Origin of the sequence: Enterococcus sp. 12F9_DIV0723 (assembly GCF_002174375.1) — a bacterium.
GTDB lineage: Bacteria > Bacillota > Bacilli > Lactobacillales > Enterococcaceae > Enterococcus_A > Enterococcus_A gilvus.
In genome coordinates this window covers 1,731,221-1,756,941 of sequence record NZ_NIBK01000001.1, presented here as the reverse complement: position 1 = coordinate 1,756,941, position 25,721 = coordinate 1,731,221, and the positions used below count along the sequence as shown (strand labels likewise).

Sequence of the window (25,721 nt, the reverse complement as noted above, 5' to 3'; positions counted from 1 at the left end):
GTATAAAACTATCAGTTCATATCTAATTAAGCTCCTGATTCAATCGATTTCCGACTCCAGATCATTTTAGTCTTCTTTTGAGTTTTTACATGCATTTTTTAAGTTTCAATCATTTTTTACTTCTTATTACTAGATTTTTCTAAATGACTCTATTTAGATTCGATCGACATTTAATTCGTTGGCGGATTTTTTATTATCAAATCATTTTTATCTTTGATTCATTTACTTATTTTTTAAAGTGATCGTTGATCATTTTGATAATGCCATTTATTTTAGATTAGATCGCATCATGAAAATTCTTGAGTTAAGATTTTGCCGTCATGTGAAATTTAAAACAAATTCTCTGCATGTTTGCTTATATTAGTTCTCAAAATGGCAAAACAAAAATAGCCATCTACGCGTTCATTCTGCGCAATTGGCTATTTTTTTATTTTTGAGCGTAAGGCTCTTATATTTTCTATTGAAAGTATTTTTGGCTGTTCTTCCACTGGATGTTCCGCTGCTTCTTCCTTTTGCTGTTGGACAAGTTTGATTCCTCGATACTCAGCCCGAAAAATGGTGCGCTTGATTTCTTCGACCTGTGCCAACTTATCTATTGCCTCGGGAGCATGTTTCAACAGCTCGGTGGTCTTCTTTATATGGATACGTTCAGTAACCTTTTCATCAAAATAGCTTGCTATTGCCAGGTTAATAACTAAACCGATCAATAAAAAATTATCTGTCACACTGGAGCCGTTTATATAGCCATTATTGAATAACCATAGAACAAAACAAATCAAAGCGATTGTACTGAAAACTTGATAAACTCTCAACGCTTTTTCTTTTCTGCTTCGATCAGCGAACAAAGGCTTGGCTTCATTGAACAAAGCAAGGTATGTATTGCGTGCTTGAACAAATTCAGGTTGTGTTTTTTTCGCTGTCTCGTAGGCTTCTTTTTTAGAAAAGCCCTGTTCCTTCATATAGTATTTCGCAATTTTTCTTTTTCGAATCATTTGAACCCCCTCTTCGATCGTGGAATCATGGATATGTTGAAGATTCATAAGGCCTCTCCTTAATCAACGAATTCTAGTTTTAGCAGTCTCTATTTTATCATTAAGTTAATAGAAAAACTAAGAAATTATTTAATATTTTTCGCCTCGTCTGAATAATGCAAAGAGAAAACCACTCAGATAGGCGTTCCGTCTAAGTGGTTTTATTTCTTTATAATGATTCGATGGCTTCTTTAATGGGTGTGTTTCCGTCCCCCATCAAAATTACTTTTTTAAAGGTGTTTTCTTTTTCAAGCAACTCTGCTAAAACCGCCGATACATTTTCAATGGCGTTTTCGGTTACTTCTTTGACATCGGTAGTTATTTTTCCGCTGCCAGGAATTTCTTTTAAGCTGCCTGGTTGTAAAATCGTGTAGTTCAAGTTTGTATTGTCGATCAACCAGTGGTCAGAGAAGAATTTTGAGATATTATAGTCAGTCAATGAACCGCTCCATTTGTCAGGTTGCAAAGCGAAAAGCGAACTCAAATGAATGTAGCGTTTGATTCCCTTTTGCTCTACGGCTTGCATTAATTTTACAGCGCCGTATAAATCAGTTTGAAGCAGATCCTTTCCTCGTGATCCAGCAACGAAATAGACGGCTTCTGCATCTCCCAGCGTATCGCCGATTTCATCAACACTACCGTGTAAATCTAAATGAACGGGTTTTACAGAAGTGCTGTCATCAAGCGTTTCCTCATGACGTGCCCCCGCATAAATAAAGTGTCCTTGTTTCACTAAATAGTTGATTAATTCTTCGCCAACTCTTCCAGTGGCGCCAGCTACAAATATTTTCATAAACATGATCCCCTTTCTCATCCACATGCTAACGTATTTCTTTTCGCGGAACAACTATTTACACTTAAAATTGGATGAGACAATAAACAACCAATTGGCTGTTTATTTTTATCCTCACCCCTTTATAATTGAAATCATTAAAGATGTCCCTTTAAGCGGCATACAAATAATGACAAAAAACATAAGGAGCTATTCTATGACAAAAACCGTGTTGACTATTGCAGGGTCAGACACGTTAGCTGGCGGCGGCTTACAATCTGATCTAAAGACATTTGAAAATTACCAGCTATTTGGGTTGACAGCGATCACTTGTATAGCCGTCGAAAAAGATGGGCACTTTGAGATAAATGATCTGCCATCTGAGTTGCTCCGTGATCAGTTACAGTCAATAGAAAAAAACGTTGCATTGAACGGGGTGAAAGTTGGTCTAGTTCACCAGTTAGAATCTTTAGAAATCGTGAAGACTTATCTGCGTACCTTCGATGGACCAATTGTTTTAGACCCTGTAATGGCTTTTAAGGAAACCGACGATGTTTACAATGGCAGTTATCGAGCGAAGTTAATCGAGCTCTTCCCTTTTGCCTCCATTGTTACGCCGAATTTGAAGGAAGCAGAACTATTGAGTCAGCAAACCATTCGAACCTTGGAGGATATGAAGCATGCAGCAAAAAAAATTCTTTCCTTAGGTGCACCTTCAGTGGTAATCAAAGGCGGTGAACGTTTTTCTGGAGCGTTTGCGTCAGATTTATTTTATGATGGAAATGAATTCCATTCCTTCACTAAACCTAAATTAATCACTCCGACTATTAATGGCGCCGGGTGTACATTAGCCTCTGCCATCACAGCGAATTTAGTGTCAGGTAAACCAATGATCGAAGCGATTGAAAATAGCAAAGACTATGTGTATCGAGGAATCAAAAAAGGCCTCCCCCTAAAAAACGGTGAAGGAAATGTCTGGTTCGGAGAGCGCATTGAAACGGAGGTCTTCACATGAAAACAAAAGAGCTCACTAAGCTTGCGATGATGATTGCATTGACGGTCACTCTCTCACTACTATTCATCATTCCAATTCCTGCTACAAAGGGATTTGTGACATTTTGTGAGGTGGGAATTTATGCTTCTGCCTTGCTTTTCGGACCGAGTGGCGGTTTTCTAGTTGGCGCCCTGAGCGGTGGTATGATCGACATGATTTCAGGTTATCCAGAGTGGGCAATTTTTTCAATTATTATTCACGGTCTTCAAGGATTTATCTTAGGGTACCTCTATAATAAATACCCGAGTAAAAAAAGCTTTGCAATTGGATTTTTATTGGCGAGCGTATTTATGATTGCTGGCTACGCGTTCGCTACGGCTCTCTTATTTGGCTGGCCTGCTGGATTGGCTTCGATACCAGGAAATAGTATTCAGAATATCTTCGGTATTGCAGTGACGGTTCCCCTTTACCATGCCTTACAAAGAGTCTTGCGTCATCCTCAATTTAAATAGAAAGAAGTTATCTAAAATGGAAAAAGAAAGTATTCAACAGCAACTGAAGACAATTACCAATGATGTGCTTGATGCTGCGAATCTAAGAGCTGGCGATACCTTCGTGCTAGGCTGTACTACAAGCGAGATCGTTGGCGGAACAATTGGAAAGAACTCAAGCCAAGAAGTGGGCCAATGGGTCATTGAAGCTTTAAAAGAAGTTCTTGATCCTAAGGAAATTTATTTAGCGGTGCAAGGCTGCGAACATATTAATCGATCGGTGGTTGTCGAGCGTGCGCTTGCCGATAGAAAAGATTGGGAGATCGTTTCAGTTAAGCCGGCATTGCATGCTGGCGGCTCTTGTTCTGTCGCTGCTTTCGAGCAATTCAATGACCCGGTTGAAGTGGAGCACATCGTTGCACAAGCAGGAATCGACATTGGCGACACCTCTATCGGCATGCATGTAAAATACGTACAAGTTCCTGTTCGTCCATCGATTAAGGAATTAGGCGGTGCGCATGTGACAGCTTTGCGGAGTCGACCTAAGTATATTGGTGGGCCACGTGCCACTTATGAATAAGCCGCAACATCAAAAATAACACAACGAGTGAATTAGGGACTCGTTGTGTTATTTTTTTATTATACAAATCGGGCGATCAATTGAAGAAGTTGTTGCGGCAATGTCGAAATATCAGAAATATCGACGAAATGATTGTCGCCGTACAGATCTCTTAATTGTTCCTTGTCTTCTCCTATCGCACAGGCAATGAATAAGATGCCCTTTCGTTCATAGTCGTCTAATACGTCTTGAATATCCTGCTTCGCTTTATTTCCTGTATAATCAGGCAATGCTTTCGGTTGCCCATCACTGATTGAGAGTAGCACTTTTGTATCGGCAGATTGGTGACTTAATTTTTCTGCTAATACTTTTAAAGGGACACCATCGCGGTTGTTTTGCCGCGGCTTCATAGTGGAAATTTTAGCGGCCATAAAGTCATAGCCATCATCAAACTCTTTGTATGAATAAATGGATGTTTTTTCTCGTTGACTAAGGTCTGCCGAATCACCATAGAGCATCAAAGGAATCTTCGTTCTTTCAGCGAAAAGACTTAGAGCTACAGCAGCCAACTTCGCATTTTCGATCCGGTCATCACGCATCATTGATCCCGATTCGTCTACTCTGACCGCTAAAGCCAACGAAGGCTGCTCATTTGGAGGATTCTTCTTATCAAAATTACGTAAATCACCATAAGCCACGTGGCTAGCGTTGAATCGCGACCCATAATACTTGTTGCTAGCATAATCATTGCTGACCTCTTTATTTAATAAATCATTGATTACACGGCTGAGGCTATCGACTTCAGGCAAGACCTGTTTCGTTAATTCTTGTCCTTGTTGGATCGCTTCCTGATTGATTGCTGGGCGGTGAAGAATCGTTCCTTCTTTTGCGTGGATTGTCTCTTTCAAACTTTCACGAATCTCACGATTTAGTTCTTTACGTTTATTCTTATCAATCTCTGCTATTTCTTCAAGCGACATTGCAGAACCTATTTTTTCTTCCTCATCCATTGAAGCAGTTGTACTTTGGGCTTCCGCATCCTCACGTTCAGCCTCTTCGGCGATCGTTCCTGCCTCTGGTTGCTCTTTTTCAATAGAAGCTATTTCTTCCGCTTCCTCTATTTCCAGCTCTTTAGGAAGTGAAGCTTCTGTAGGCTCACTTGTCAGTGTTGCCTCTTCCGCTTCTTCTAAAATATTTCGTTGTTCCGCTTCGGATTGACTGATTTTTCGCCCTTTTGTCAATTTTTTTTGATTCTTAACTTGCTGCAGTTCTGTTAAAAGTCTGCTTTGTTCCAAGGCCTCTTGTAAAATTTTTAACTCTGTTTCGTCCGTTGTTAATTTGTAAAGTACTTTTGGAAAAATACTTTCTAATGGATCTTGTCCTTGTTTTAAGCTATTGACCCAAAAGAAATAAGAGCGCATACCCGCGACGCCTTTGATTGCATTCGCCTTTGCTGTTTCATCTAGCAAGCGAATGATTTCCGCCATAATTTCTAAATAATCCTGGTCTGCGAAATTGGTTTTGGCGATCGCCCGCGTAATCATTACCTCAATGGACGGCAGATCCATTTTTTCTGCGTGTTGCATTCGGTCTCTTAGTGATTCATTTAATGGACGATTTCCTTGATAATTTCGATTTGTGGTAATAACGACAACACAATCGGAGTGTCTGCGAATGATCCCTGTAGGAATATTCAATAGCCCATTTGGCTCTAATGCGGAATTTAAAGCGACTAGCACAGAAGCATCCCGTATCACTGTCGGTTCTTGAATTTCTAACAAATAGCCTTTTTGCATCGCACGAACGATCTCAGAAGGATAAAATTTGTACTCCACAGTGGTCGAGCTCTCTACATGATCTATTCGTTCAATCAATGTACTTAATCGCGCTCTTGCTTGATCGCTGTCAATTTGAAAATGTTTTTCAATGACAGACAATACTTCTTGCAACGAATCCGTTTGATAAATTGCTTCTAACAACTCTTGATCGTCCTCATCATCACTTCTCACAACAGGCAACAAGGCACCGAAAACATCTGTCTTATCCATATCCGCAAAACAAGTTACTTTTGTGTAAGGCAACTGCAAATCATCCGAAAGCGCGCGTGCAAGCTGTGTTTTACCAGAACCCGCATCTCCTTCTAACAAAACATTCATAATTTTCATTTCAGGGTCAAGCCAGTTCAGCTTGATTTCCGAAGCAATTCGCAGTTCTTCTTGGCTAGTTTTATGACTGGCTGGTTTGCGCCAGATCATTTGCTTTTCGACTTTAGTGAATCTCCGTCCTTCTGTTATTACAAAAGGCATTTCCATCATAACTCACCTCATTGTTTGATTTAGTAACCCAATTCGTCTAATAAACGTTTCAATGTACGATAACGTTGAGCTATCAGGTCGCCGTCTTTGTTCATCGTGTCATTGAATAAGACGATGTCTTCATCAATTTTAGGATTTTCAGTATCCACTTTTACTTCCATTCGTCCGCCTTGAAGTCCAAGAATCTCTACTTTTGGATTTTCTGGATCATAAAATTTTTCATAGCGATACGCATCCTGAAGATAAATGCTGGATTGAGCAACTAAGATAGCCAGGTCTAATATACGGGTAATAGGTAATTCTTCTGATTGACGTGACCATTTTTCCCCTGTGTGACGCCAGACTTTCCCTGAGATATCCACGCGACCACGGTCGTTCCACTGTGCCAATCCTAATGTAAGACCCTTGGCATCACTGTCCCAGGCATTGTGTCCATCTATTTTATCGTAATCCTCCACGAGAAAAACAGGTTTATGCTTCAAATTTGTTGGTATTTTCATACGATATCCTCCTCACGATAAGTACTCGTTTAGTAAATTACTAAACTACTAATGATGCCAGAATACGCAATTCTTCTCATTTTTGCAACTAACTTACATTCAAACACTTGCTTACTGGCTGTAAAAAAACTCACTAAACAAAGTTAGTGAGTTGATCGCTATTTCGCTACGCCAAGGGCAATAGCCTTATCTCCTAAATGAGTCCCGATTACCGGCCCAAATGTACCGATATCAATACTTGCTTCAGGATATTTCTGACAAAGTTTTTCATATTCTTGTTGTGCGAACTCGGGGTTATTCCCGTGGATCACGAAAATACGTAGCTCTTTTCCATTTTCTTGACGTCGTTCTTCAATGATCTCTTCTGTACGTTGTAAGGCTTTTTTCAAAGAGCGAATTTTTTCAGCAAGAACGATTTTTCCATCTTCAAAAGTCAGGATCGGTTTGATTTTTAATAATCCACCAATGATCGCCGCACCATTCGTTAGGCGTCCGCCACGAACTAGATTGTCTAAATCATCCACGATAATATAAGCGTTGGTCGTGTCGCGGATCTCATCGATTGCTCGCAGTGTTTCCTCCAAAGATTCGCCATTATCGCTCATTTCCAGCGCTTTTTCCACCATATAACCCATTGGAACACTGGTGATTTTTGAATCATAAGGAATAACTTGCAGACCTTTAATATCTTCTTTGATTGCGGTCAATGTACGGACAAAGCCTGAAATCCCTTCAGATAAATGAATACTAATAACTGTATCATAGCCTTGTTCTTTTATGGAGCGGTATAATTCATAAACTTCTCCCAAAACAGGTTGCGAAGTTTTAGGAAAATCTCTGCTGCTTTTTAATTTTTGATAAAACTCTTCGTAGCCGATATCAATGCCTTCTTCAAAAGGCTGCCCGTCAATAATGACAGGAATCGGGATAACAAATAAGTCTTTATGATTGCGGATGCGTTCATTCAGATAGGCGGTACTATCTGTCACGATCGCTAATTTCATAATCGTTTCCTCGTTTCAATCAAAATTTACAATAATTATAATATAGCATACTCTCAGTTTCATTGGAATTAGAATTGTGTTACTTACCTAAAAACTCCTGAGCCTTTTGCGCATTTACAGCGGTATCGACAGCTAACGCACTTCCAGCGTTGCTCGTATCTATGTAAGACCATGAGCCATCGACGGGCAGCGTCAACCGATCAATTCCGGCAATAGCCTTCGCGAAATTAAAGAGATTTCCCAACACAAACGTATTTGACATATCTGTTGATAAATATCCCCAAATTTTCCCTGCAGCGTATGGTCCACGTAATAAAACTAACGGATTAGCTACTTGACCAAAGACAGATTGCATAACCTGCTGTTGCCTGCGGACACGGCCAAAATCTCCCTCTTCGTCCATACGGAAACGCGCATAATTTAGCAGTGTATGCCCGTCCATTCGTTGAGGTCCTTTACTAATGGGCGCATCAATATAGGAGCTCATATCTTTTTCGGCATCAATGGATACACCACGAGGAAATAGCGCATCTACGCCTTTTTCAAAAGTCTGAAAATCAACCATGGCATAATAGCGGCAGTCAATTCCAAAATTTTGCTTTAAAGTTTGTCGGACCAGATCGGCTCCGCCATAAGCATAAGCGGCATTTAATTTATTTTGACCGACTCCGGGAATGTCCACGTACATATCTCTCATGAAGGAGACTAGTTTAGGCTTTCCCCAACCACCCAATTGCAGAACCATCATGGAGTCAGAACGCCCACTGATGTTATCACGTGTGTCACTGCCTAAGAGCAAAATATTTTTCTTTCCATTTTCCGAAGTCGCACCATGAAATTCCTGTGTATCCATTTTCGGCATGGAAGAATCATGCGTTGCGGCAAAATTTCCTACGCCAAAAGCAACAACAGAATAACCTAAAATAGCAACTAAAAGAATGACAACGATACGACGCCAGCTTTTTCTTTTCTTCTTCTTTGACTGATGTTCATAGGAATCTGTTGGATATTTTTGTTTACGTTTGAAAGGATTTTTCACCGTCGGAAATTTAATACTCAATCGTTTCTTTTTAGGCTCTTGATAACGGTCTTCGTAATAAAACTCCTCCTCAGGTGTATAAGAGGAGTTTTGGGGTTCCTCATTGAAGGTTTCTTGATGATCGGACCGGTTCGATTCGACGGGGTGGTCCTTTTTAACCTCACGACGAAAGCCCAAAGGTTTTTTCTCTTCCTTTTGACTTTCATCGTGAATCTTTTTATATTTGTCCATTCGGCTCATAACGCACCTCTTCATCTCATTACTATTAGTATAAAAATAGCAAATCCTCTACGCTTTGTCTTATTTTTCTCAAAAAAAATTAGAAAACCTTAACTACTAAGATTTTCTAACTTTTGGAAGGTACGTCGGATAGTCGCCAATCAGCGTCACTTTAAACTGCTGCCTCGCTAGCTTTTCCAGTACATTAGTCAATTTTGGTTCTTTTGGAGTTACGAAATCGATGATGAAAAAATATTCACCCAATTTTGTTTTTTGTGTACGGGATTCGATTTTTGTTAGATTGATTTCTTCAGCAGCAAAAATTTCTAGGCATTGATACAAAGCCCCAGGATGGTCTGAAGCTAAATCGAAAAGTATCGTCGCCTTATTTGGACCTTTTGGTAATATGCTAGACAATGCGTTTTCGCCAAGTACCCAAAAACGCGTTTCATTTTCACTGATTGATTGCACGTTTTCTTGAACAACGACTAATCCGAATTGCTCTGCTGCTGCTTTGGGCCCAATAGCTGCATATTTTTTATCAGGGTTCTCTGCAACTTTCTGAGCGCCTTGCGCAGTGGAGCCAATTTGCTCGATATCAACTGTCGGAAAATGATTCATTATAAAAACTTGTGATTGCGCCAATGCCTGCTGGTGGCTGCAAATCAGTTCTATTTCTCGCCAGGCATTTTTATGCGCAGGATGAACCATCAGCTGCTGCTGAATCGGTAAGACTATTTCCGCTTGAATCGTCGGCAACGTTTGGAAGATCACATCTAATGTTGGCAGCACCGACCCCTCAATCGTATTTTCGATCGGTACCACACAATAATCCAAAGATCCTTTTCGCTGTGCTTCTAATAATGCAGTCAACGATTCGTAAGGAAGCAATGTCTCTTCCTTAAAAAAATTGACAGCCGCACTGTAGGTAAATGAGCCGCGCGGTCCTAAATAGCCAACTTTCATTAGGAAGCGACCTCTACCTGATGGATAATTTCATTGACGATTTCCGCAGGTAATTTCTGAGAAGTATCTACTGTGATCTTCGCCAATTTCTCGTATAATTTCTCTCTAGAGAAGAATAGGCGCTTTAAGTCACCATCATCGTTCTTGATCGCCAATGGACGGACATTTACTTTGTCTTCCCGAATACGTTGGACTAATACATTGGCATCTGCCTTTAAGTAAACGACTAGCTTATCTGATAACACATGCTGATTTTCTTTTTGCAAAATGACGCCTCCACCTGTAGCGATAATGGATTCTTCATTTAATGCTTCTTTTAAGAGATTGGTTTCGTGTTGTCGGAAAGATGTTTCCCCATGTTCATCAAAATAATCGCTGATTGGCTGACCGATCCGTTCAACTAACACATCATCCATATCCACCACACGGGCATTTAACGTAGCGGCAAGTTCTTTACTAATAGTAGTTTTTCCAGCTCCCATGAAGCCGATTAAGACGATTGATTCCATTAGACATTTTTTCTAATCATAGAAAAGGTTAAATTAAAGACGCTAGATCAGTGAAGAAGTTTGGATAAGAAATATTGATTGCTTCTGGATTGGTTAATTCAACAGTCTCTTCTGTTAATAACGCAGCGATTTGAAGCATCATTCCAATCCGATGATCTCCGTGACTATCTACAACACCGCCATGTAATTTGGTTGGCCCATGAATAATCAAACCATCCTCTGTAGGCTCTACATTAGCTCCTAATTTATTCAACTCTTGGGCAGTCGCATCAATACGATTTGTTTCTTTCACTTTTAGTTCTTGCGCATCGCGAATGACAGTCGTTCCCTGTGCTTGAGTTGCTGCTAAAGCAATAATCGGCAATTCATCAATCAATCGAGGAATGATCTCGCCACCGATTGCAACACCCTTTAGCGGTGCTGCTTTAATTGCCAAGTCTGCCGCTTGATTTTTTTGATCAATCGCTGTTTCTACGATATCTGCTCCCATTTCTTTTAAAACATCTAAAATTCCTGTACGAGTAGGATTGACTCCAACATGCTTTAAATGAAGGTCACTGTCGGCTATCAAACTGGCTGCCACAAGGTAGAAAGCTGCTGATGAAATATCTCCTGGGACAGTTACTTCTTGTCCTGTAAGCTGTTGTCCACCGGGTACAGTGATCGTTTTATCATTAACAGAAATAGTGCCACCAAATTGTTTGATCATTTCTTCAGTGTGGTTTCGTGATTTTTCTTTCTCAATAATCTTTGTTGTTCCCGTTGCTTGTAGTGCTGCAAAAAGGATCGCGGATTTTACTTGCGCACTAGCAATCGGCATTTCATAGGTAATCGATGATAGCTTTTTCCCTTGTATATCAATAGGTGGAAATTCACTGCCTTCTTGTCCTTGCAGCTCCCCTCCCATTGATCTAAGAGGCCCCATGACACGTTCCATCGGGCGCCGATTCAGCGAAGCATCTCCAGATATTTGTGAGTGAAAAGGCTGACCCGCTAAAATACCTAAGACTAAACGCATCGTTGTGCCGGAATTTCCAGCATCTAAGTTTTTATTCGGTGCTTTTAGCTGTTGAAAGCCGACACCTTCAACATGAATATCTTGTCCAACTTCTCTAATCTTAACACCCAGTTCTTTGAAAACGGCGACAGTACTCATACAATCCTCTGCCCTCAAAAAGTTGTGGATCGTTGTTTTCCCATGACTAATCGCTCCAAACATGATACTGCGATGAGAGATCGATTTGTCTGCGGGGACAGTTATCGTCCCCTTTAAGCCTGCTTTTGTTTTCAGTAGTTTCATTTGTTTAGCTCCTTCTGCGACAACGAAAATCTGCTTGTTCAATTAATCTTTGCCCTTTTTCCAAGTCTTTTTGATTTTTAAAGGATAATTCTAAAACGCCAAAAATATCTTCCCGTGTTTCTTGAATCTTCAAGTTGATAATTGAGATATCTGCCTCGCTGATGATTGTCATTACCTTCGCAATTGCCCCAGCAATATCAGGAATATCGATATAAAGATCATAGAATGCTGGAATAACACCCTGATTTTTTGTTGGTAACGTATCTCGGGATTGTTTCGCTTGGCTGAAGAAGTCATAAATTGCTGGCTGGTCTTCTTCTATTAAACTTTTTTGTATCTGAGACATTTCCTCTTGCCAACCAGTCAGCAAGTCCAACAAGGTAGAGCGGTTGGTCAGTAAAATATCGGTCCACATTTGTGGATCTGAGGAAGCAATTCGTGTGATATCTCGAAAACCGCCTGCAGCAAGTTGTGTTGCTCGAGGATGGTTGTCAGATAATTGATCACTCATTCTCACCAAACCTGATGCCACGATATGAGGCAAGTGGCTCAATACGCCAACGATCTCATCATGAGAGTCAGGTTCGATCACAACAAATTTTGCTCGAGTCGGTTGTAGTACCTCCATCAATGGTTCAACATTTGTTCCTTCTGCTGGTGTCAAAATATAGTAAGCTTCTTCAAAGAGATTTGGATTGCCTGCTTTTACACCTGATTTATGCGAGCCCGCCATAGGATGCCCGCCAATAAAAGTAAAAGGGAGCGTTTTAGCTAGCTTCATTACTTCATGTTTTGTACTGCCAGTATCTGTTACGATGACAGATTTTTTTAATGGCAAACGTGCTAATTCATGTAAGTAATGCAAGGTAGATAAAATCGGGACGGCTAAGATAATGATATCCATCTCAGATGCTCTTTTAATAGAAGCAATGTGATCAACCAACCCAACTTTGCGAGCAATCTCTCGAGTTTCTTCTGAGTAATCCCATCCGTATAACTCGATCGACGGATTCTTGATTGCTTTGCAAAGGGACGCGCCGATTAATCCTAGTCCTAAGACGAACACTTTTTTTCTCATAGACGTCCCCTCTTCCTTAAAAATTTTTAACTGCTTCACGGTATTCTGCCACTGCTTGTTTTAATTCATCCATTGTATCAGATGAAAATTTTTCTAAAATTTCTTGAGCTAGAACTGTGGCAACGACATGTTCTGCAACAACTGAAGCTGCTGGAACGGCCGTGCTGTCAGAGCGCTCAACGCTTGCTTTATAGGGTTCCTTCGTATCGATGTCTACACTCATCAATGGCTTGTACAATGTCGGGATCGGCTTCATGACCCCACGAACGATAATCTGTTCCCCGTTAGTCATCCCACCTTCGAATCCTCCAAGATGATTGCTTGTTCGACTGTATCCTTCATCCCAAACAATTTCATCCATAACGGTTGATCCAGGCTGACGAGCAGCTTGGAAGCCCATCCCGAATTCCACCCCTTTAAAGGCATTGATGCTCATCATAATTTGAGCAATTTTCCCATCCAGTTTGCGGTCCCATTGAACATAGCTGCCTAGCCCAGCTGGCACATTGTCTGTCCGCACCTCTACGACTCCGCCAATGGTATCTCCTGCTTTTTTCGTCTGATCAATCAAGTTCTTCACGTCTTCCTCAATCGTTTCATCAACCATATTGACTTCCGAAACAGACGTTTTCTCTTTAATTTCTTTAACACTTAAATTCTCAGGTACCGAAGCTTCCAAGCCTCCAAGTATTACAACATGACTTGCAATATTAATATCTACAGCTGCTAAAATTTGTTTAGACAGCGCGCCCACTGCAACGCGCATGGTTGTTTCGCGAGCGGATGAACGCTCTAAGACATTTCTCAAATCGCTATGGTGGTATTTCATCCCGCCAACTAAATCAGCATGGCCTGGCCGTGGTTTTGACACTCTGCGTAATTTTTCAGCTTTTTCTTCTACCGCCTCCACAGACATTACTTTTTGCCAATTTTTCCAGTCACGATTCTCTACGATCATAGTGATCGGCGACCCTAACGTTTTGCCATGACGCACACCGGAAGTAATACGTACTTGATCTTTTTCAATCTTCATCCGTCCACCTCGACCGTATCCGCCTTGCCTGCGCGCTAATTCTTCGTTGATTTTGTCAACAGAGACTATTAGTCCTGCGGGAACCCCTTCGATGATCGTGGTTAATTCTGGTCCGTGAGATTCTCCAGCTGTTAAGTAACGCATAAACTACTTCCCTTCTAATAAAAAGTCTTTGATTTCTGATAACTTAATGTTCTGAATGTAGGCTTTTCCGATTTCTTCAAGTAAAACAATATTCAAATGACTGCCTCGTGCTTTCTTATCATGAGTAATCGCAGCATAAAATTTTTCAGTTTCCCAAGGTTGGTATGCGATAGGTAACTGGTATTTTTGATTCATGTCTTTGATTTTTTCAGTAATACCTAAGGGTGATAAGCCTTTATTTTCAGCTACTTGTGATATCTGTGCCATTCCTATCGCTACTGCCTCACCGTGGCTGATTTTTCCATAGCCGGCAGTATTTTCGATCGCGTGTCCAATCGTGTGTCCGAAATTTAATAATAATCGCGAACCATTATCAAACTCGTCTTCTTCAACGACTGCTTTTTTTACATTTAGTGCTTTTGTGATGATGCTTTCACTATGTGTTAAGAGATCTTGGATTCCTGTTAGTTTCTCAAGGCCTTCCCATAGTGAAGCATCACTTATCGCACCGCATTTGATGATTTCTGCGACCCCTTCACGTACGCGAGCGTCTGGTAGAGTAGATAATGTTTCTGGATCAATCAAGACACCATCCGGTTGAGCAAATGTTCCGATCATATTTTTAGCTCTGCTTGAATTGACCGCCGTCTTACCACCAATGCTCGAATCGACTTGTGCCAACAAAGAGGTGGGAATTTGCACAAATGCAATTCCCCGCATATAGGTTGATGCGACGAAGCCAGCTAAATCACCGACAACGCCACCTCCTAAAGCAATAATCGCATCACTGCGAGTAAACTGATGATCCGCTAAAAATTCATAAAGGACAGTTGCCATTTCCAACGATTTGCTGCTTTCTCCTGATGGCACGTTGTAATGACAAACCTCATACGCGGTTAATTGTTGCTGGATATTTTCTCCGTATAGCGGGAAGACATTTTCATCACTGATAATCGCGATTTTTTTATTTTTCCAAAGTGAAGCGATCCACTCTCCAACGGAGTCTAGTGCATTTCGCTTCACGACGATCTCATAAGTTTTATCTGCCAAAACAATTTCCATGAAAATTCCTCCCGATTTAGATAAGTGAAGGTTCTTTAGTTCCTTCATTGATTTTTTTCATCGCTTCGACCATAATCTCCACTTCACTCATCATCGTTAAGTAGTTTTTCTCATTTAATGATTGTTCGCCATCAGACCATGCATGCAAGGGGTCAGGATGAATCTCAACGATCATACCATCAGCTCCAGCAGCGACCCCCGCACGAGCCATTGGCGCAACTAGATCCCATACACCCGTTCCGTGACTTGGGTCAACAATGATTGGGAAATGACTCAATTTCTTGATCAATGGAACGGCGCTTAAGTCAAATGTGTTTCGTGTGGCAGTCTCGTAAGTACGAATCCCTCGTTCGATGAAAATGATATTCGAATTGTCCTGCACGGCGATGTATTCTGCCGCATTCAACCATTCTTGGATCGTTCCTGAAATGCCGCGTTTTAACCCGATTGGTAATCCTGTTTTCCCAACAGCCTCTAATAAACGGAAATTTTGCATATTCCTTGCGCCAATTTGAATGATATCTGCGTATTGAGAAACGACATCGATATGGGCTTCATCCATTACTTCAGTAATTACTTTTAACCCATGAGCATCTGCTGCTTTGCGCATGATTTTTAAACCTTCTTCTCCCAATCCTTGGAACGCGTATGGGGAAGTGCGGGGTTTGTATGCCCCACCGCGTAGGATTTTTGCGCCACCAGCTTTTGCCATCCGAGCGGTTTCCATGATCTGTTCTTCTCCTTCAACAGAACAAGGACCAGCCATTGTTACAAAACTACCGTCACCAATCTTTACTCCGTCGACATCCACAACAGTATCTTGTGGGTGGAATTCTCTTGATGTTAGCTTGTAGGTATTTGAAATAGCAACTGCCCGTTCAACAACACTGTATGCTTGGAAAGGGACATTTTGAATGATTTTCGGATCTCCTAACAATCCTAAAACTAGACGATCTTTCCCATGATTGATTTGTACGCCTAGCCCCTCTTCTTTAATGCGGGATAAAATGGGTGACAATTCTGACTCTTGAATTCCTTTTTTTATAATTAAAATCATCGTAATAACTTCCTTCACTTTTTATTTTTTGATTGTTTCTTCCAATAACGGTTGGATTTTTTCAACAGGCATTTCTTTACCTGTCCATAATTTGAAAGCTGCGGCACCCTGATATAGCAGCATGTCTAAGCCGTTGATTGCTTTTGCTCCAGCTTCTTTTGCATCTTTTAATAATTTAGTCTCACTTGGATGATAGATCACATCGAAGACAGGTAAGTCGTGTCTTAATAGCGATGCTTTAGGTAGTGGCGACTGCTCTGTTTCAGGAGCCATTCCAATTGTTGTCGCATTAACCAATAAGTCACTGACCGCTAAAGAGCTACTTAGTTGTTTTTCATCTGCCAAGTCATGCAGGTGGATCTGACAATGGGTTTCTTTTGCGATCATTGCTAACTTGGGTTCTATTTTTTCATAAAACGCATCTTTTCTATTAAATACGTCAATGGCTTTTACGCCATCAATTGCTGCTTGTGTAATAATTGCAGTTGCTGCGCCACCGGCTCCCAGAATCGTCATTCTTTTGCCGATGATCTCAATCCCATTCTGTTTTAAGCTTTCCATACAGCCGATCCCATCTGTAATATGTCCAACCAACTTTCCATTTTGATTTACGATAGTGTTGATTGCGCCAATCAAACGCGCGGCTTGACTTAACTCATCGACATACTTGGTGGCTTCCATTTTGTGAGGCATCGATAAATTGATTCCTAACATTTCAAGATCTCGAATCGCTTGAATACTTTGCTCCAGTCTTTCTGGTTGAACATCAAAACTTAAATAGACGGCATCAACCCCCGTTGTTTGGAACGCTGTAGTATGCATCAATGGTGAGAAGCTGTGCCTGGCAGGCAAAGCATACAAACCAGATAAACGCGTTCTTCCTGAAATTTCATTTTTCATCTTTCCTCACTCTCCTTCTTCATCTTCATTTTTTGTTACCAGGTAAAACCTGTAGCTATCTCTAATAGAGAATAGGGATAAACTGCAATAAGTTGGACTAACAGCTGCCTTTTGAAATATTCGACTTTTATTGAAAATAGAAGTCGAAAAAAGGCCCACTGTAGAAAATCTACAATGCGCCTAGTCTCCTCCAAAAAATATCAAAAGAAAAAGCCACTATAGATTTTCATCTATGTGGCGTTAAGTCGAACTTAAAATCCTTAGCCATCATAGATACAAACTGGTGTCGTTTGCATCCATGAACCATGAATACAAACCTATCTAAAATAGCTAAAGTAATAGTTATTCAGTTGTGTGTGCGTACTCTTCATTGTGTTCATAAAAACCGCTCCAAACTGATTTAAGATTGAACTAAGTATAGATTTGTTTTTCTGATAAGTCAACCCACTATTTTATTTTTCTGTAAAAAAAATTTATTTACATTACTTCAGCTACTGTCTCACCCTCTTCGAAAAGTAGGAATAGATCGGCCAACGTCATATGTTTCTTCTCGTCGCCGCTGATATCTTTAATGATTTCTCCCTTTGACATCACAATGACTCGGTCACCATAATGCAAAGCATCCTCCATTTTGTGAGTGACCATGAGACATGTGAGATACTCTTCTTTGATTCGCTGGTCTGTGAGCAGCATTAGCTGTTTGGCTGTTTTCGGATCAAGTGCAGCTGTATGTTCATCAAGCAATAGTAAATCTGGCTTAGTAATTGTTGCCATTAATAGACTCAACGCTTGCCGCTGCCCGCCAGAAAGAAATCCTGTGGGTGTATCTAAATGATTTTCCAAGCCATTACCAACTAATCGGCAAAGCTCTTGATACATTTCTTTCTTTTGGTGGAGCTGACGTTGACGCAGACGCCGCTTCTGTCCGCGTTTTTCTGCCAATCCTAAGTTTTCTGCAACAGTCAGTCGTGGAGCCGTGCCCATTTTTGGGTCTTGGAAAACTCGGGAAATTGATGTCGCCCGCTGTTCTTCAGAAAGCTTAGTCAAATTTTTCCCCATTACAGACACGGTACCGCTATCTAATTGAAGACTGCCAGAAATACTATTGAAAAGTGTACTTTTACCAGCACCATTTCCTCCGAGTACCGTGACGAATTCACCAGGAGCAATCGTTAAGTCTACATGATTTAAGATTCTACGCTTATCGTTGATCCCGTTTTTAATGGTTTTACTAGCTTTTTTTACTTCTAAAGCATTCATACACTTACTCTCCCTTTTCCAATCCAGTCTTCAAGTTCAACGTTTCCTTTAAACGAGGAATCATCAAGCACAATGCTAAAATGATCGAAGAGAAAATCTTCAAATACGTCGTATCCAACCCAGCTTTGATAATAATCAAAATCAATAATTGATAAATAATGCTGCCTAAAACGATTGCCACCAACCGTTCAACAAAGGTTACTTCCCCGTATAGGACTTCTCCAATAATGATTGATGCCAGACCAATGACGATAACACCGACACCTTTTCCGATATCTGCATAGCCGTCATTTTGTGCAATCAACGCACCAGACAGAGCAATAACACCATTTGATAGCGTCAAACCAATGACTTTCATGCGGTCTGTATTGATTCCGATAGAACGTGCCATGTTTTCATTATCACCAGTAGCAATGTACGCTTGTCCAAAATCAGTAAAAAAGAAAAACAACAGCAAACCAATAATAATTAAGATAGCAATCAAGCCTAACAGGACAATATCAAAATGATTCGGCAAGTTAAGATTTGTAAAGAAATCTTGGATCTTTGGTTGTTTTAGTAATGAAAGATTCGGTGTTTGCATGATAAACAGCATCACCGAGTTCAGACCTGACATAACGAGAATTCCAGCTAGGATTACTGGGATTTTTCCTTTTGTATAAAGCATGCCCGTGATAAATCCAGCACACATGCCCGCGATGATCCCTAACATTGTTGCGAATACAGGAGACACGCCGTTAGTAATAGCTGTCACACAGACGGCCCCTCCTAAGGGAAATGATCCCTCTGTTGTCATATCTGGAAAATTTAAAATTCGGTAAGTCATGAAGATTCCTAACCCTAATATCCCCCATAAAAAGCCTTGTCCTATTGCTGAAATGATCATCTGTCTACTCCCCTTTAATTACTTCTGCTTTTTCTTTGATTTTATCTGGAATGGTAATTCCTAATTCTTTCGCTTTATCTTCATTAATAATCATATCTCCATAGTCGACGACGTTAACCGGTGTATCTGCTGGTTTGGATTTCCCACTTAAAACATCTGCGGCCATTTTTCCTGTTTCTACGCCTAAGTCAAATTGATTTTGCCCCACAGTGGCAATCCCACCTTCTTTAGCCATATTATCTACTGAAACGAAAACGGGTGTTTTTGTTTTGTCTGATTCGCTGATCAATGTCTGAAACGCACTGGCGATCGTATTGTCTTGCGGGATATATAAGAAATCAGATTCTCGGCAAGCTTGTTGTGTTACCGCGGAAATATCATTGCTCGAAGTAATCGCATAGGTTTTCACTGTTAGACCATCTTTAGTGGCTCTTTTTTCAGCACGCGCGACTTGCGATTTTGAATTTTCTTCCGAAGATGAATACACGATTCCCATTGTTTTTGCATCAGGGAACATTTCTTCAGCCATGTCTAATTGTTGATCGACCGGTGTTAAATTGTTTACGCCAGTGACATTGCCTCCCGGCTTTTTCAAGTCCTTTACTAATCCAGCACTGACAGGGTCGCTGATTGCTCCCATGATCACAGGAACATCTGAAGTTGCGTTAGCTAATGCTTTTGCTGCCGGTGTTGCCACACCAACAAGGACGTCTGATTTTTTTTCTAATAATTGTTGGCTCATACTATTAAATTTACTTTGATCTCCTTGTCCATTAAGAAATTCGATCTTGATGTTTTTTCCGTCTTCATACCCTTCTTGCTTTAATCCTTCTACGACACCCTCCTTAATTTGATCCAAAGATGGATGACTGATGGTCTGCAAGATTCCTACGGTCTTTACTTCTTCTTTTTGCTCAGTTGCCGCACCGGTTTGACGCGAACCCATTTGATAAGCAAAAACTCCGATTAAAACAACAGCTAAAGCGATAATTGATCCAATAATTCCCTTATTTTTCATGATTGATTCCTCCGATTTTTGTTTTTAGTGGTATTAGTATGTTGGAAATTCATTTACTAATGATAGGTGAACTTCCCCTTAGAAATAAACGAAAAAAGACATAAATTGCAAAAAAAGACAACTACCCAAGTGTTCACGGTAGTTGTCAAAAGAAAACAAAAACCGCATAGATGGTCTCTATGCGGGAATAAGCATGAAAAATATCCAGCATAGATACAAAATTTAGAAGTTGTCTAAACGTTGTATCTATGAGTGAATTCATAAATACAACTTATCTACGCCAGTTTTGCCAGCTATTCAATTGATTAGATAAGTTTACTTGTTTCATGAATGTCACTCCTTCTACATTTTTAAGAACTTGTTTTTAGTGTTGACGTTAGTTTATCGAATAAAAATTCGACTGTCAACTCTTTTTATTAAAAAAAACTCATTTATTTTATTCGAAATCTCATTTTACCTTTTGAGATTCCACATGGGCAATCGATTAAGTTCAGGGATAAATTCATTGTTTAGGTCTTTCAGGCTTTCCACAACAAAGCGGTTCTTTTCCTTGCCATTGTGAAAAAAGATGAACGTTACTTGGCGTGGATCAAGATTATATTTATCAGCAATTGTTTCACTGTCGTAAACAATCGGATAATAATAAAATTTACGATTTAACATCGTCTTTTGGTTGGGATCGTCTAAAACGGTCATAACATTTTCAAAGGATGTCCCGTTTGGCTGACTAAACATGATCGAGATTGCTTTTGTATCTTTTATTTTTTGATCGACCATTTGATAATTCAATGGTATCAAATGGTCTGATTTTAAAGAGTCAAAGACTAACTCATCTAATTGATCTTGACGTATGGTTCGTTGAGCCATGACAGCCGAGGCTGAAAAAAGAAAAACAAAAACTACTAAACTCGCAGCAATAATCAAGGTGCGCCGCTCATTTTCAGAAGCGATAGTTATGAACCTTCGCCAAAATATAAGTATTTTATTTTTCACAATCGTTAAATATTGGTCCATAATCACGCCTCCTTCTTATCATTATATTATTTATATCTTAAAATCGCTACCATCAAGATACTTAATTGATTTTTTACAGGGTTACGTCAACTAAATCATGTTCTGTAATTGATTGTTCGTGTTTTATTTTAATGCTATTATAATGATGAGAACTTATTTAAGGAGGTTTTTTGATGAGCAGTATTGAACATTTTCCACGTCAAGAGATAACAAAATCGAATCGGTTGTTTTCCAGCATTCGTAGTGTCATTGAGACAGCATTTTATGGAAACAATGTCTCACGAATACGTCACCTTACTGATGCTTACGCTTTAGCCAAAGCTAGTCCAGGAACAATCACGACAGATCTGGATGTCGCTTATACGAGTCGACTTCAATTGCCCACGGATGCAAAGGTATTGGTAACAAATGATGGAAACATCGTCGGACGGACTGCTGCCGCTCGTCGTATCATTGGACAAGAAGGTATTGATAGTGCTTTTTACAGCGAGCTATTAAGAGAAGCTGTTTTTAATGCGCGAAGAAAAACATTTTATTCAGGGGAAGTCATCGTTGGCCTTGATGAAGAGTTCACTATCAAATCGCATCTTATGCTGCCTGAAGAATATAGCCCTAACCTTTACTCCTATCTGTTAAATTTTCAAATCGGCGATGCAAAACATCTTTTTTACCAACAATCAGACAGTATCCATACAGGAGACATCTTTATTTTCGCTGATCCTGATTGGAAACACCCAGACTTTCCTGACGGTGTTGTTGTTATTGATCCCTTGCACAATTGTGCCGGCATTTTGGGATTGCGTTATTTTGGTGAGCTGAAAAAAGCTACGCTCACTTTGGCCTGGGCTACTGCTCATCGGAATGGATTTATTGCCTGTCATGGTGGAATGAAGCAATATTTATTAGAAGAAAAAAAATATACGATGGCCGCTTTCGGGTTATCAGGATCTGGAAAATCGACAATCACATTGGCGAAACCAAAAAACAAAGGTGATGTTCATGTGCTGCACGATGATGCTTTTGTTATATCAAAGAAAAAAGGCTCTACTACTGCTTTAGAACCAGCTTATTTTGATAAAACACAAGATTATCCTATGACCAGCGAACAGATAAAATATATTGTGACTGCGCAAAATGTCGGTGTCACACTAGATGATGAGAATAAGAAAGTATTAGTCACAGAAGATATCCGCAACGGGAATGGCCGAAGTATCAAGAGTCGTTACGCAACACCGAACCGAGTGGATCATATTGAAGAAAAAGTTGACGGACTCTTTTGGATTATGAAGGATGATAGTCTTCCCCCATTGATTAAAATCGAAGATCCGTCATTAGCCGCTGTATTCGGTGCAACGTTAGCAACAAAACGTTCAACGGCAGAAAATGTGGTCGGTGAAGTAAAGGATCAATTAGTTATAGAACCGTTTGCTAATCCATTCAGATGCTACCCATTACAAGAAGATTATCAAGATTTTAAAGATTTATTCCAAAAGCAAAAAACTGCCTGCTATATATTGAACACTGGAGAATTCAAAGGACGAAAAGTCACACCAGATGAAACGTTGGGAAGTATCGAACAAATCGTTGATGGTACGGCAAAATTTAAATCGTTTGGACCGTTGAAAAAAATTACCTACTTACCTGTGAAGAAACATGAACCGGATTTTAACAGCCATCACTACCTGCTCCATTTGATAACTCGACTTGAAACGCGATTGGCATTTGTACAGTCCCGCAAAACGTATCAAGGAGGATACGACCGTCTGCCAAACGAAGCCGAGCAGCTGCTGTTGCAGTTGCTTGATGAATTACACATTTACCAAGAATCCTTAAGCGTTTAATTCAATTTCTCTTACTTCAGTGACTTAGTTTGGTCATTGGAGTTTTTTTGTTTATAATGAACATATTATGAATAGAAATGAGGGATAAAACATGTCCTTTGACGGAGTTTTTACCCATGCTATGGTACGGGAATTAAAGGAACAGCTCGTTACCGGAAGAATATCAAAAATCCATCAACCGTATGAAAATGAAGTTGTGTTAGTTATTCGAGCGCAGGGAAAGAACCGACGCTTGCTTCTTTCGGCGCATCCTAGTTATGCACGTATTCAATTAACAGAAATTGCTTATAATAATCCTGACAATCCGCCGAATTTTGTGATGATGCTGCGAAAGCATTTGGAAGGTGCTATCTTAGAAGATATCCATCAAGTAGAAAATGATCGTGTCGTTCATTTTACCTTTACTAAGCGAGACGAGTTAGGCGATTTGCAAAATATTGTTTTGATTGTTGAGCTGATGGGGCGTCACTCCACGATTGTCCTGCTTAATAAGCAAACTGGAAAAATACTGGATGCTATTAAACACATTGGTCATTCGCAGAACACCTACCGTTCTATCTTGCCAGGCAGCGACTATATCGAACCTCCAAAGCAAGAACAACTGAATCCTTTCCATGCATCTAAAGAACAAGTATTTACCGTTTTATCTACTGCTGAAACATTAGATGGACGTTATTTGCAGCAAAATTTCCAAGGGTTAGGACGCGATACTGCGGAAGAATTAGCTTTTCGGTTCTTAGAACGACAAAATGAAAAAATGGGCGTTTGGAGCGACTTTTGGCAAATGATCCAAGAACAATTAACTCCAACTATTGGTATTAAAAATAACAAGGAGTTCTTTGCGCCTCTTGTCTTTGATACGTTTGAAGAGACGATGACTTATGAAAGTTTGAGTCAATTATTAGATACGTATTATGGAGAAAAAGCGGAAAAAGACCGCGTGAAACAATTGGGCAATGAATTGATTCGTAAAGTCGAGAATGAAATCAAGCGGAATCAAACCAAATTGGCAAAGCGCGAAAAAACGCTTCAAGATTCTGAGAGTGCGGAAGATTTTCGTCGCGATGGCGAATTGTTAACGACTTTTATGTCACAAGTTCCTCGTGGAGCAGAACGCGTTGAGTTAGAAAACTATTATGAAGAGAATCACCCAATCACTATTAAACTGAATCCAGCATTAACGCCTAATCAAAATGCGCAGAAATATTTCCAAAAATACCAAAAATTAAAAAATGCAGTAAAATTGATCTATGACCAAATTGCAGAAGCGAAAGAAGAAATTGCCTACCTTGAATCTGTGTTAGCACAATTAGAAATTGCTGGTCCGATGGATATCGAAGTAATCAAAGAAGAACTTATTGCCAGTGGGTATTTAAAGCAAAAACGCAATAAAAAAAATCGCAAACAGTCCCCTTCAAAACCTGAACGCTTTGTTGCGAGTGATGGTACAGAGATTTTGGTTGGAAAGAACAACCTGCAAAATGATCAACTGACATTGAAGCAAGCACGTAAAACAGATATCTGGCTTCATGCAAAGAATATTCCTGGCTCCCATGTCATCATAAAAAATGAAGATCCAAGTGAAGAAACCTTGTTGGAGGCCGCTGAATTAGCCGCCTACTTCTCAAAATTTCGACAGTCCGCACAGGTACCCGTAGACTATGTAGCAGTCAAGCATGTCCATAAACCAAACGGTGCTAAACCGGGATTCGTCATTTATGAAAACCAAAAAACTTTATTCGTAACCCCTGAAGAAGAAGTTGTAGAACAATTACGAAAAAACGGAACAGCCTAATCCGGCTGTTCCGTTTTTTTTGTTTTTTTGGTAGCTATTTTTACACCTAAGATTTCTAAAAAGAAATTGAAGATCGGGATACCTACGATTAACCCCCACACGCCAAGAAACTTTTCACTGACTAGCAAAATAACGAACGTATAGAAGATCGGCAGCTTCGTCCGACTCGACATGAATTTCGGATTTAGGATGTATGCCTCGACGCAGTGAACGATCACGATCAGAATTAAAACATAGATAACTGTCTGAATACCGCCTGTTGAATAAGCAATCAGAGTTAACGGGATACAAGAAAAAATCACTCCTGCAACAGGAATCAGACTTAAAAAGAAAATCATAATTGCTAGGGTTGGCAATTGAGTAAAACCAATGAACCCCAGTCCTATGGTAGTAATGACGGTGTTAACGATAGCTATTAGTAGTTGTACCTCCAGCACGACACCAAACGTATTCACAAAAACTTTCCCAAAATAAAATAAATCTTGGAAAAACCACGCATAGTTGCTGCTTAGAAAATTCTTTGAAAACAATACGGTCTTTTCCTTTTCTACCATAAAGAAAAAACTCAAAATAAAGGAAACGACAAAGGCGACTGCCAATCGTCCTACATTTTGTAATTGTTCTAAAATAATCCCCGCACCACTCTCGACTTTGTCTTGCCAATTATGATTTTTAAAATAGTTAGAAATAAAATTAGTCACTAGATCCGAATCGAAATCTTTGTGCTGATAAAAATGAACGATCGAGTTATATGTCGATACGACCTGATTAATCAGTATCGTCGAATATCTGGAGATCAATAAATACAAAAGCCAAAGTTCTACGATGTATAGAACCGTCGCCAGTAAGAAGGTTGGCAATTTAATATACCTTTGAATGAACTTGACGATTTTGACAGAAATCAATGTAAAAATAAATGTCAGCAATATAGGAG

24 protein-coding genes are annotated in these 25,721 nt (G+C 39.9%); 5 read left to right on the top strand and 19 right to left on the bottom strand.

From position 1 onward, the window contains the following. Positions 1–419 precede the first annotated feature (419 nt). Entirely contained in the window at positions 420–1,040 is a 621-nt protein-coding gene (locus A5868_RS08360; RefSeq protein WP_086303788.1) for a hypothetical protein, read from the bottom strand. A gap of 160 nt (positions 1,041–1,200) precedes the next feature. Beyond that, positions 1,201–1,824, bottom strand: coding sequence for an NAD(P)H-binding protein (locus A5868_RS08355; RefSeq protein ID WP_086303789.1), 624 nt, complete (start codon positions 1,822–1,824; stop codon positions 1,201–1,203). 196 nt (positions 1,825–2,020) lie between these two features. On the opposite strand from A5868_RS08355, the gene A5868_RS08350 reads away from it, so the two are divergent. Genes A5868_RS08350 through A5868_RS08340 form a run of 3 tightly spaced genes read left to right on the top strand, consistent with a single transcriptional unit; the run spans position 2,021 to position 3,868 of the window. Next, a complete protein-coding gene (locus tag A5868_RS08350; RefSeq protein WP_086303790.1) occupies positions 2,021–2,818 on the top strand; it encodes a bifunctional hydroxymethylpyrimidine kinase/phosphomethylpyrimidine kinase in 798 nt (265 codons plus the stop codon). Beyond that, a complete protein-coding gene (locus tag A5868_RS08345; protein WP_086303791.1) occupies positions 2,815–3,309 on the top strand; it encodes an ECF transporter S component in 495 nt (164 codons plus the stop codon). Before A5868_RS08350 ends, A5868_RS08345 begins: the two co-directional genes overlap by 4 nt. 16 nt (positions 3,310–3,325) lie before the next feature. Continuing rightward, a complete protein-coding gene (locus A5868_RS08340) occupies positions 3,326–3,868 on the top strand; it encodes a TIGR01440 family protein (RefSeq protein ID WP_086303792.1) in 543 nt (180 codons plus the stop codon). A gap of 59 nt (positions 3,869–3,927) precedes the next feature. Here the strand turns inward: A5868_RS08340 and A5868_RS08335 are convergent, their stop codons facing one another. From A5868_RS08335 to A5868_RS08260, 16 genes are all read right to left on the bottom strand, one after another. Then, entirely contained in the window at positions 3,928–6,159 is a 2,232-nt protein-coding gene (locus A5868_RS08335) for an AAA family ATPase (protein ID WP_086304439.1), read from the bottom strand. 23 nt (positions 6,160–6,182) lie between these two features. Continuing rightward, positions 6,183–6,662 (bottom strand): DUF6530 family protein, encoded by a 480-nt coding sequence (locus A5868_RS08330; protein WP_010780753.1) that lies wholly within the window; start codon positions 6,660–6,662, stop codon positions 6,183–6,185. A gap of 158 nt (positions 6,663–6,820) precedes the next feature. Beyond that, positions 6,821–7,666 (bottom strand): DegV family protein, encoded by an 846-nt coding sequence (locus A5868_RS08325; protein ID WP_086303793.1) that lies wholly within the window; start codon positions 7,664–7,666, stop codon positions 6,821–6,823. Between the two features lie 79 nt (positions 7,667–7,745). Further along, a complete protein-coding gene (locus A5868_RS08320; RefSeq protein WP_086303794.1) occupies positions 7,746–8,945 on the bottom strand; it encodes an LCP family protein in 1,200 nt (399 codons plus the stop codon). 96 nt (positions 8,946–9,041) lie between these two features. Beyond that, complete coding sequence (pheA, locus tag A5868_RS08315; protein WP_086303795.1) at positions 9,042–9,890, bottom strand: prephenate dehydratase; 849 nt, start codon at positions 9,888–9,890, stop codon at positions 9,042–9,044. Beyond that, positions 9,890–10,399: a shikimate kinase gene (locus A5868_RS08310; RefSeq protein ID WP_010780757.1), complete on the bottom strand. Its 510-nt coding sequence runs from the start codon at positions 10,397–10,399 to the stop codon at positions 9,890–9,892. Before A5868_RS08310 ends, pheA begins: the two co-directional genes overlap by 1 nt. Before the next feature lie 28 nt (positions 10,400–10,427). Further along, a complete protein-coding gene (gene aroA, locus A5868_RS08305) occupies positions 10,428–11,699 on the bottom strand; it encodes a 3-phosphoshikimate 1-carboxyvinyltransferase (protein ID WP_086303796.1) in 1,272 nt (423 codons plus the stop codon). A 4-nt stretch (positions 11,700–11,703) separates the two neighbouring features. Next, on the bottom strand, positions 11,704–12,777 hold the full coding sequence (locus A5868_RS08300; RefSeq protein ID WP_086303797.1) for a prephenate dehydrogenase: 1,074 nt from the start codon (positions 12,775–12,777) through the stop codon (positions 11,704–11,706). 16 nt (positions 12,778–12,793) lie between these two features. After that, entirely contained in the window at positions 12,794–13,954 is a 1,161-nt protein-coding gene (aroC, locus tag A5868_RS08295) for a chorismate synthase (protein ID WP_086303798.1), read from the bottom strand. 3 nt (positions 13,955–13,957) lie between these two features. Then, positions 13,958–15,016 (bottom strand): 3-dehydroquinate synthase, encoded by a 1,059-nt coding sequence (gene aroB, locus A5868_RS08290; RefSeq protein WP_086303799.1) that lies wholly within the window; start codon positions 15,014–15,016, stop codon positions 13,958–13,960. Positions 15,017–15,032: 16 nt separating this feature from the next. Further along, positions 15,033–16,073, bottom strand: a complete 1,041-nt coding sequence (gene aroF, locus A5868_RS08285; RefSeq protein ID WP_086303800.1) for a 3-deoxy-7-phosphoheptulonate synthase — start codon at positions 16,071–16,073, stop codon at positions 15,033–15,035. A 21-nt stretch (positions 16,074–16,094) separates the two neighbouring features. Beyond that, positions 16,095–16,973: a shikimate dehydrogenase gene (locus tag A5868_RS08280; protein ID WP_010780763.1), complete on the bottom strand. Its 879-nt coding sequence runs from the start codon at positions 16,971–16,973 to the stop codon at positions 16,095–16,097. Between the two features lie 477 nt (positions 16,974–17,450). Further along, entirely contained in the window at positions 17,451–18,233 is a 783-nt protein-coding gene (locus A5868_RS08275; protein ID WP_086303801.1) for an ABC transporter ATP-binding protein, read from the bottom strand. Between the two features lie 4 nt (positions 18,234–18,237). Next, on the bottom strand, positions 18,238–19,119 hold the full coding sequence (locus A5868_RS08270) for an ABC transporter permease (protein ID WP_086303802.1): 882 nt from the start codon (positions 19,117–19,119) through the stop codon (positions 18,238–18,240). Between the two features lie 4 nt (positions 19,120–19,123). Continuing rightward, positions 19,124–20,137: a tryptophan ABC transporter substrate-binding protein gene (gene trpX, locus A5868_RS08265; RefSeq protein ID WP_086303803.1), complete on the bottom strand. Its 1,014-nt coding sequence runs from the start codon at positions 20,135–20,137 to the stop codon at positions 19,124–19,126. A gap of 453 nt (positions 20,138–20,590) precedes the next feature. Further along, on the bottom strand, positions 20,591–21,151 hold the full coding sequence (locus A5868_RS08260) for a hypothetical protein (protein WP_010780767.1): 561 nt from the start codon (positions 21,149–21,151) through the stop codon (positions 20,591–20,593). A gap of 173 nt (positions 21,152–21,324) precedes the next feature. Here A5868_RS08260 and A5868_RS08255 point away from each other — a divergent pair, with 173 nt between their 5' ends. Continuing rightward, positions 21,325–22,992, top strand: a complete 1,668-nt coding sequence (locus A5868_RS08255) for a phosphoenolpyruvate carboxykinase (ATP) (protein WP_010780768.1) — start codon at positions 21,325–21,327, stop codon at positions 22,990–22,992. A 91-nt stretch (positions 22,993–23,083) separates the two neighbouring features. Further along, entirely contained in the window at positions 23,084–24,787 is a 1,704-nt protein-coding gene (gene efbA / locus A5868_RS08250) for a fibronectin-binding protein EfbA (protein ID WP_086303804.1), read from the top strand. Here efbA and A5868_RS08245 read toward each other — a convergent pair. Continuing rightward, a partial coding sequence (locus tag A5868_RS08245) for an AI-2E family transporter (protein WP_087654147.1) occupies positions 24,784–25,721 on the bottom strand: 938 nt, incomplete at its 5' end. The genes efbA and A5868_RS08245 overlap by 4 nt on opposite strands.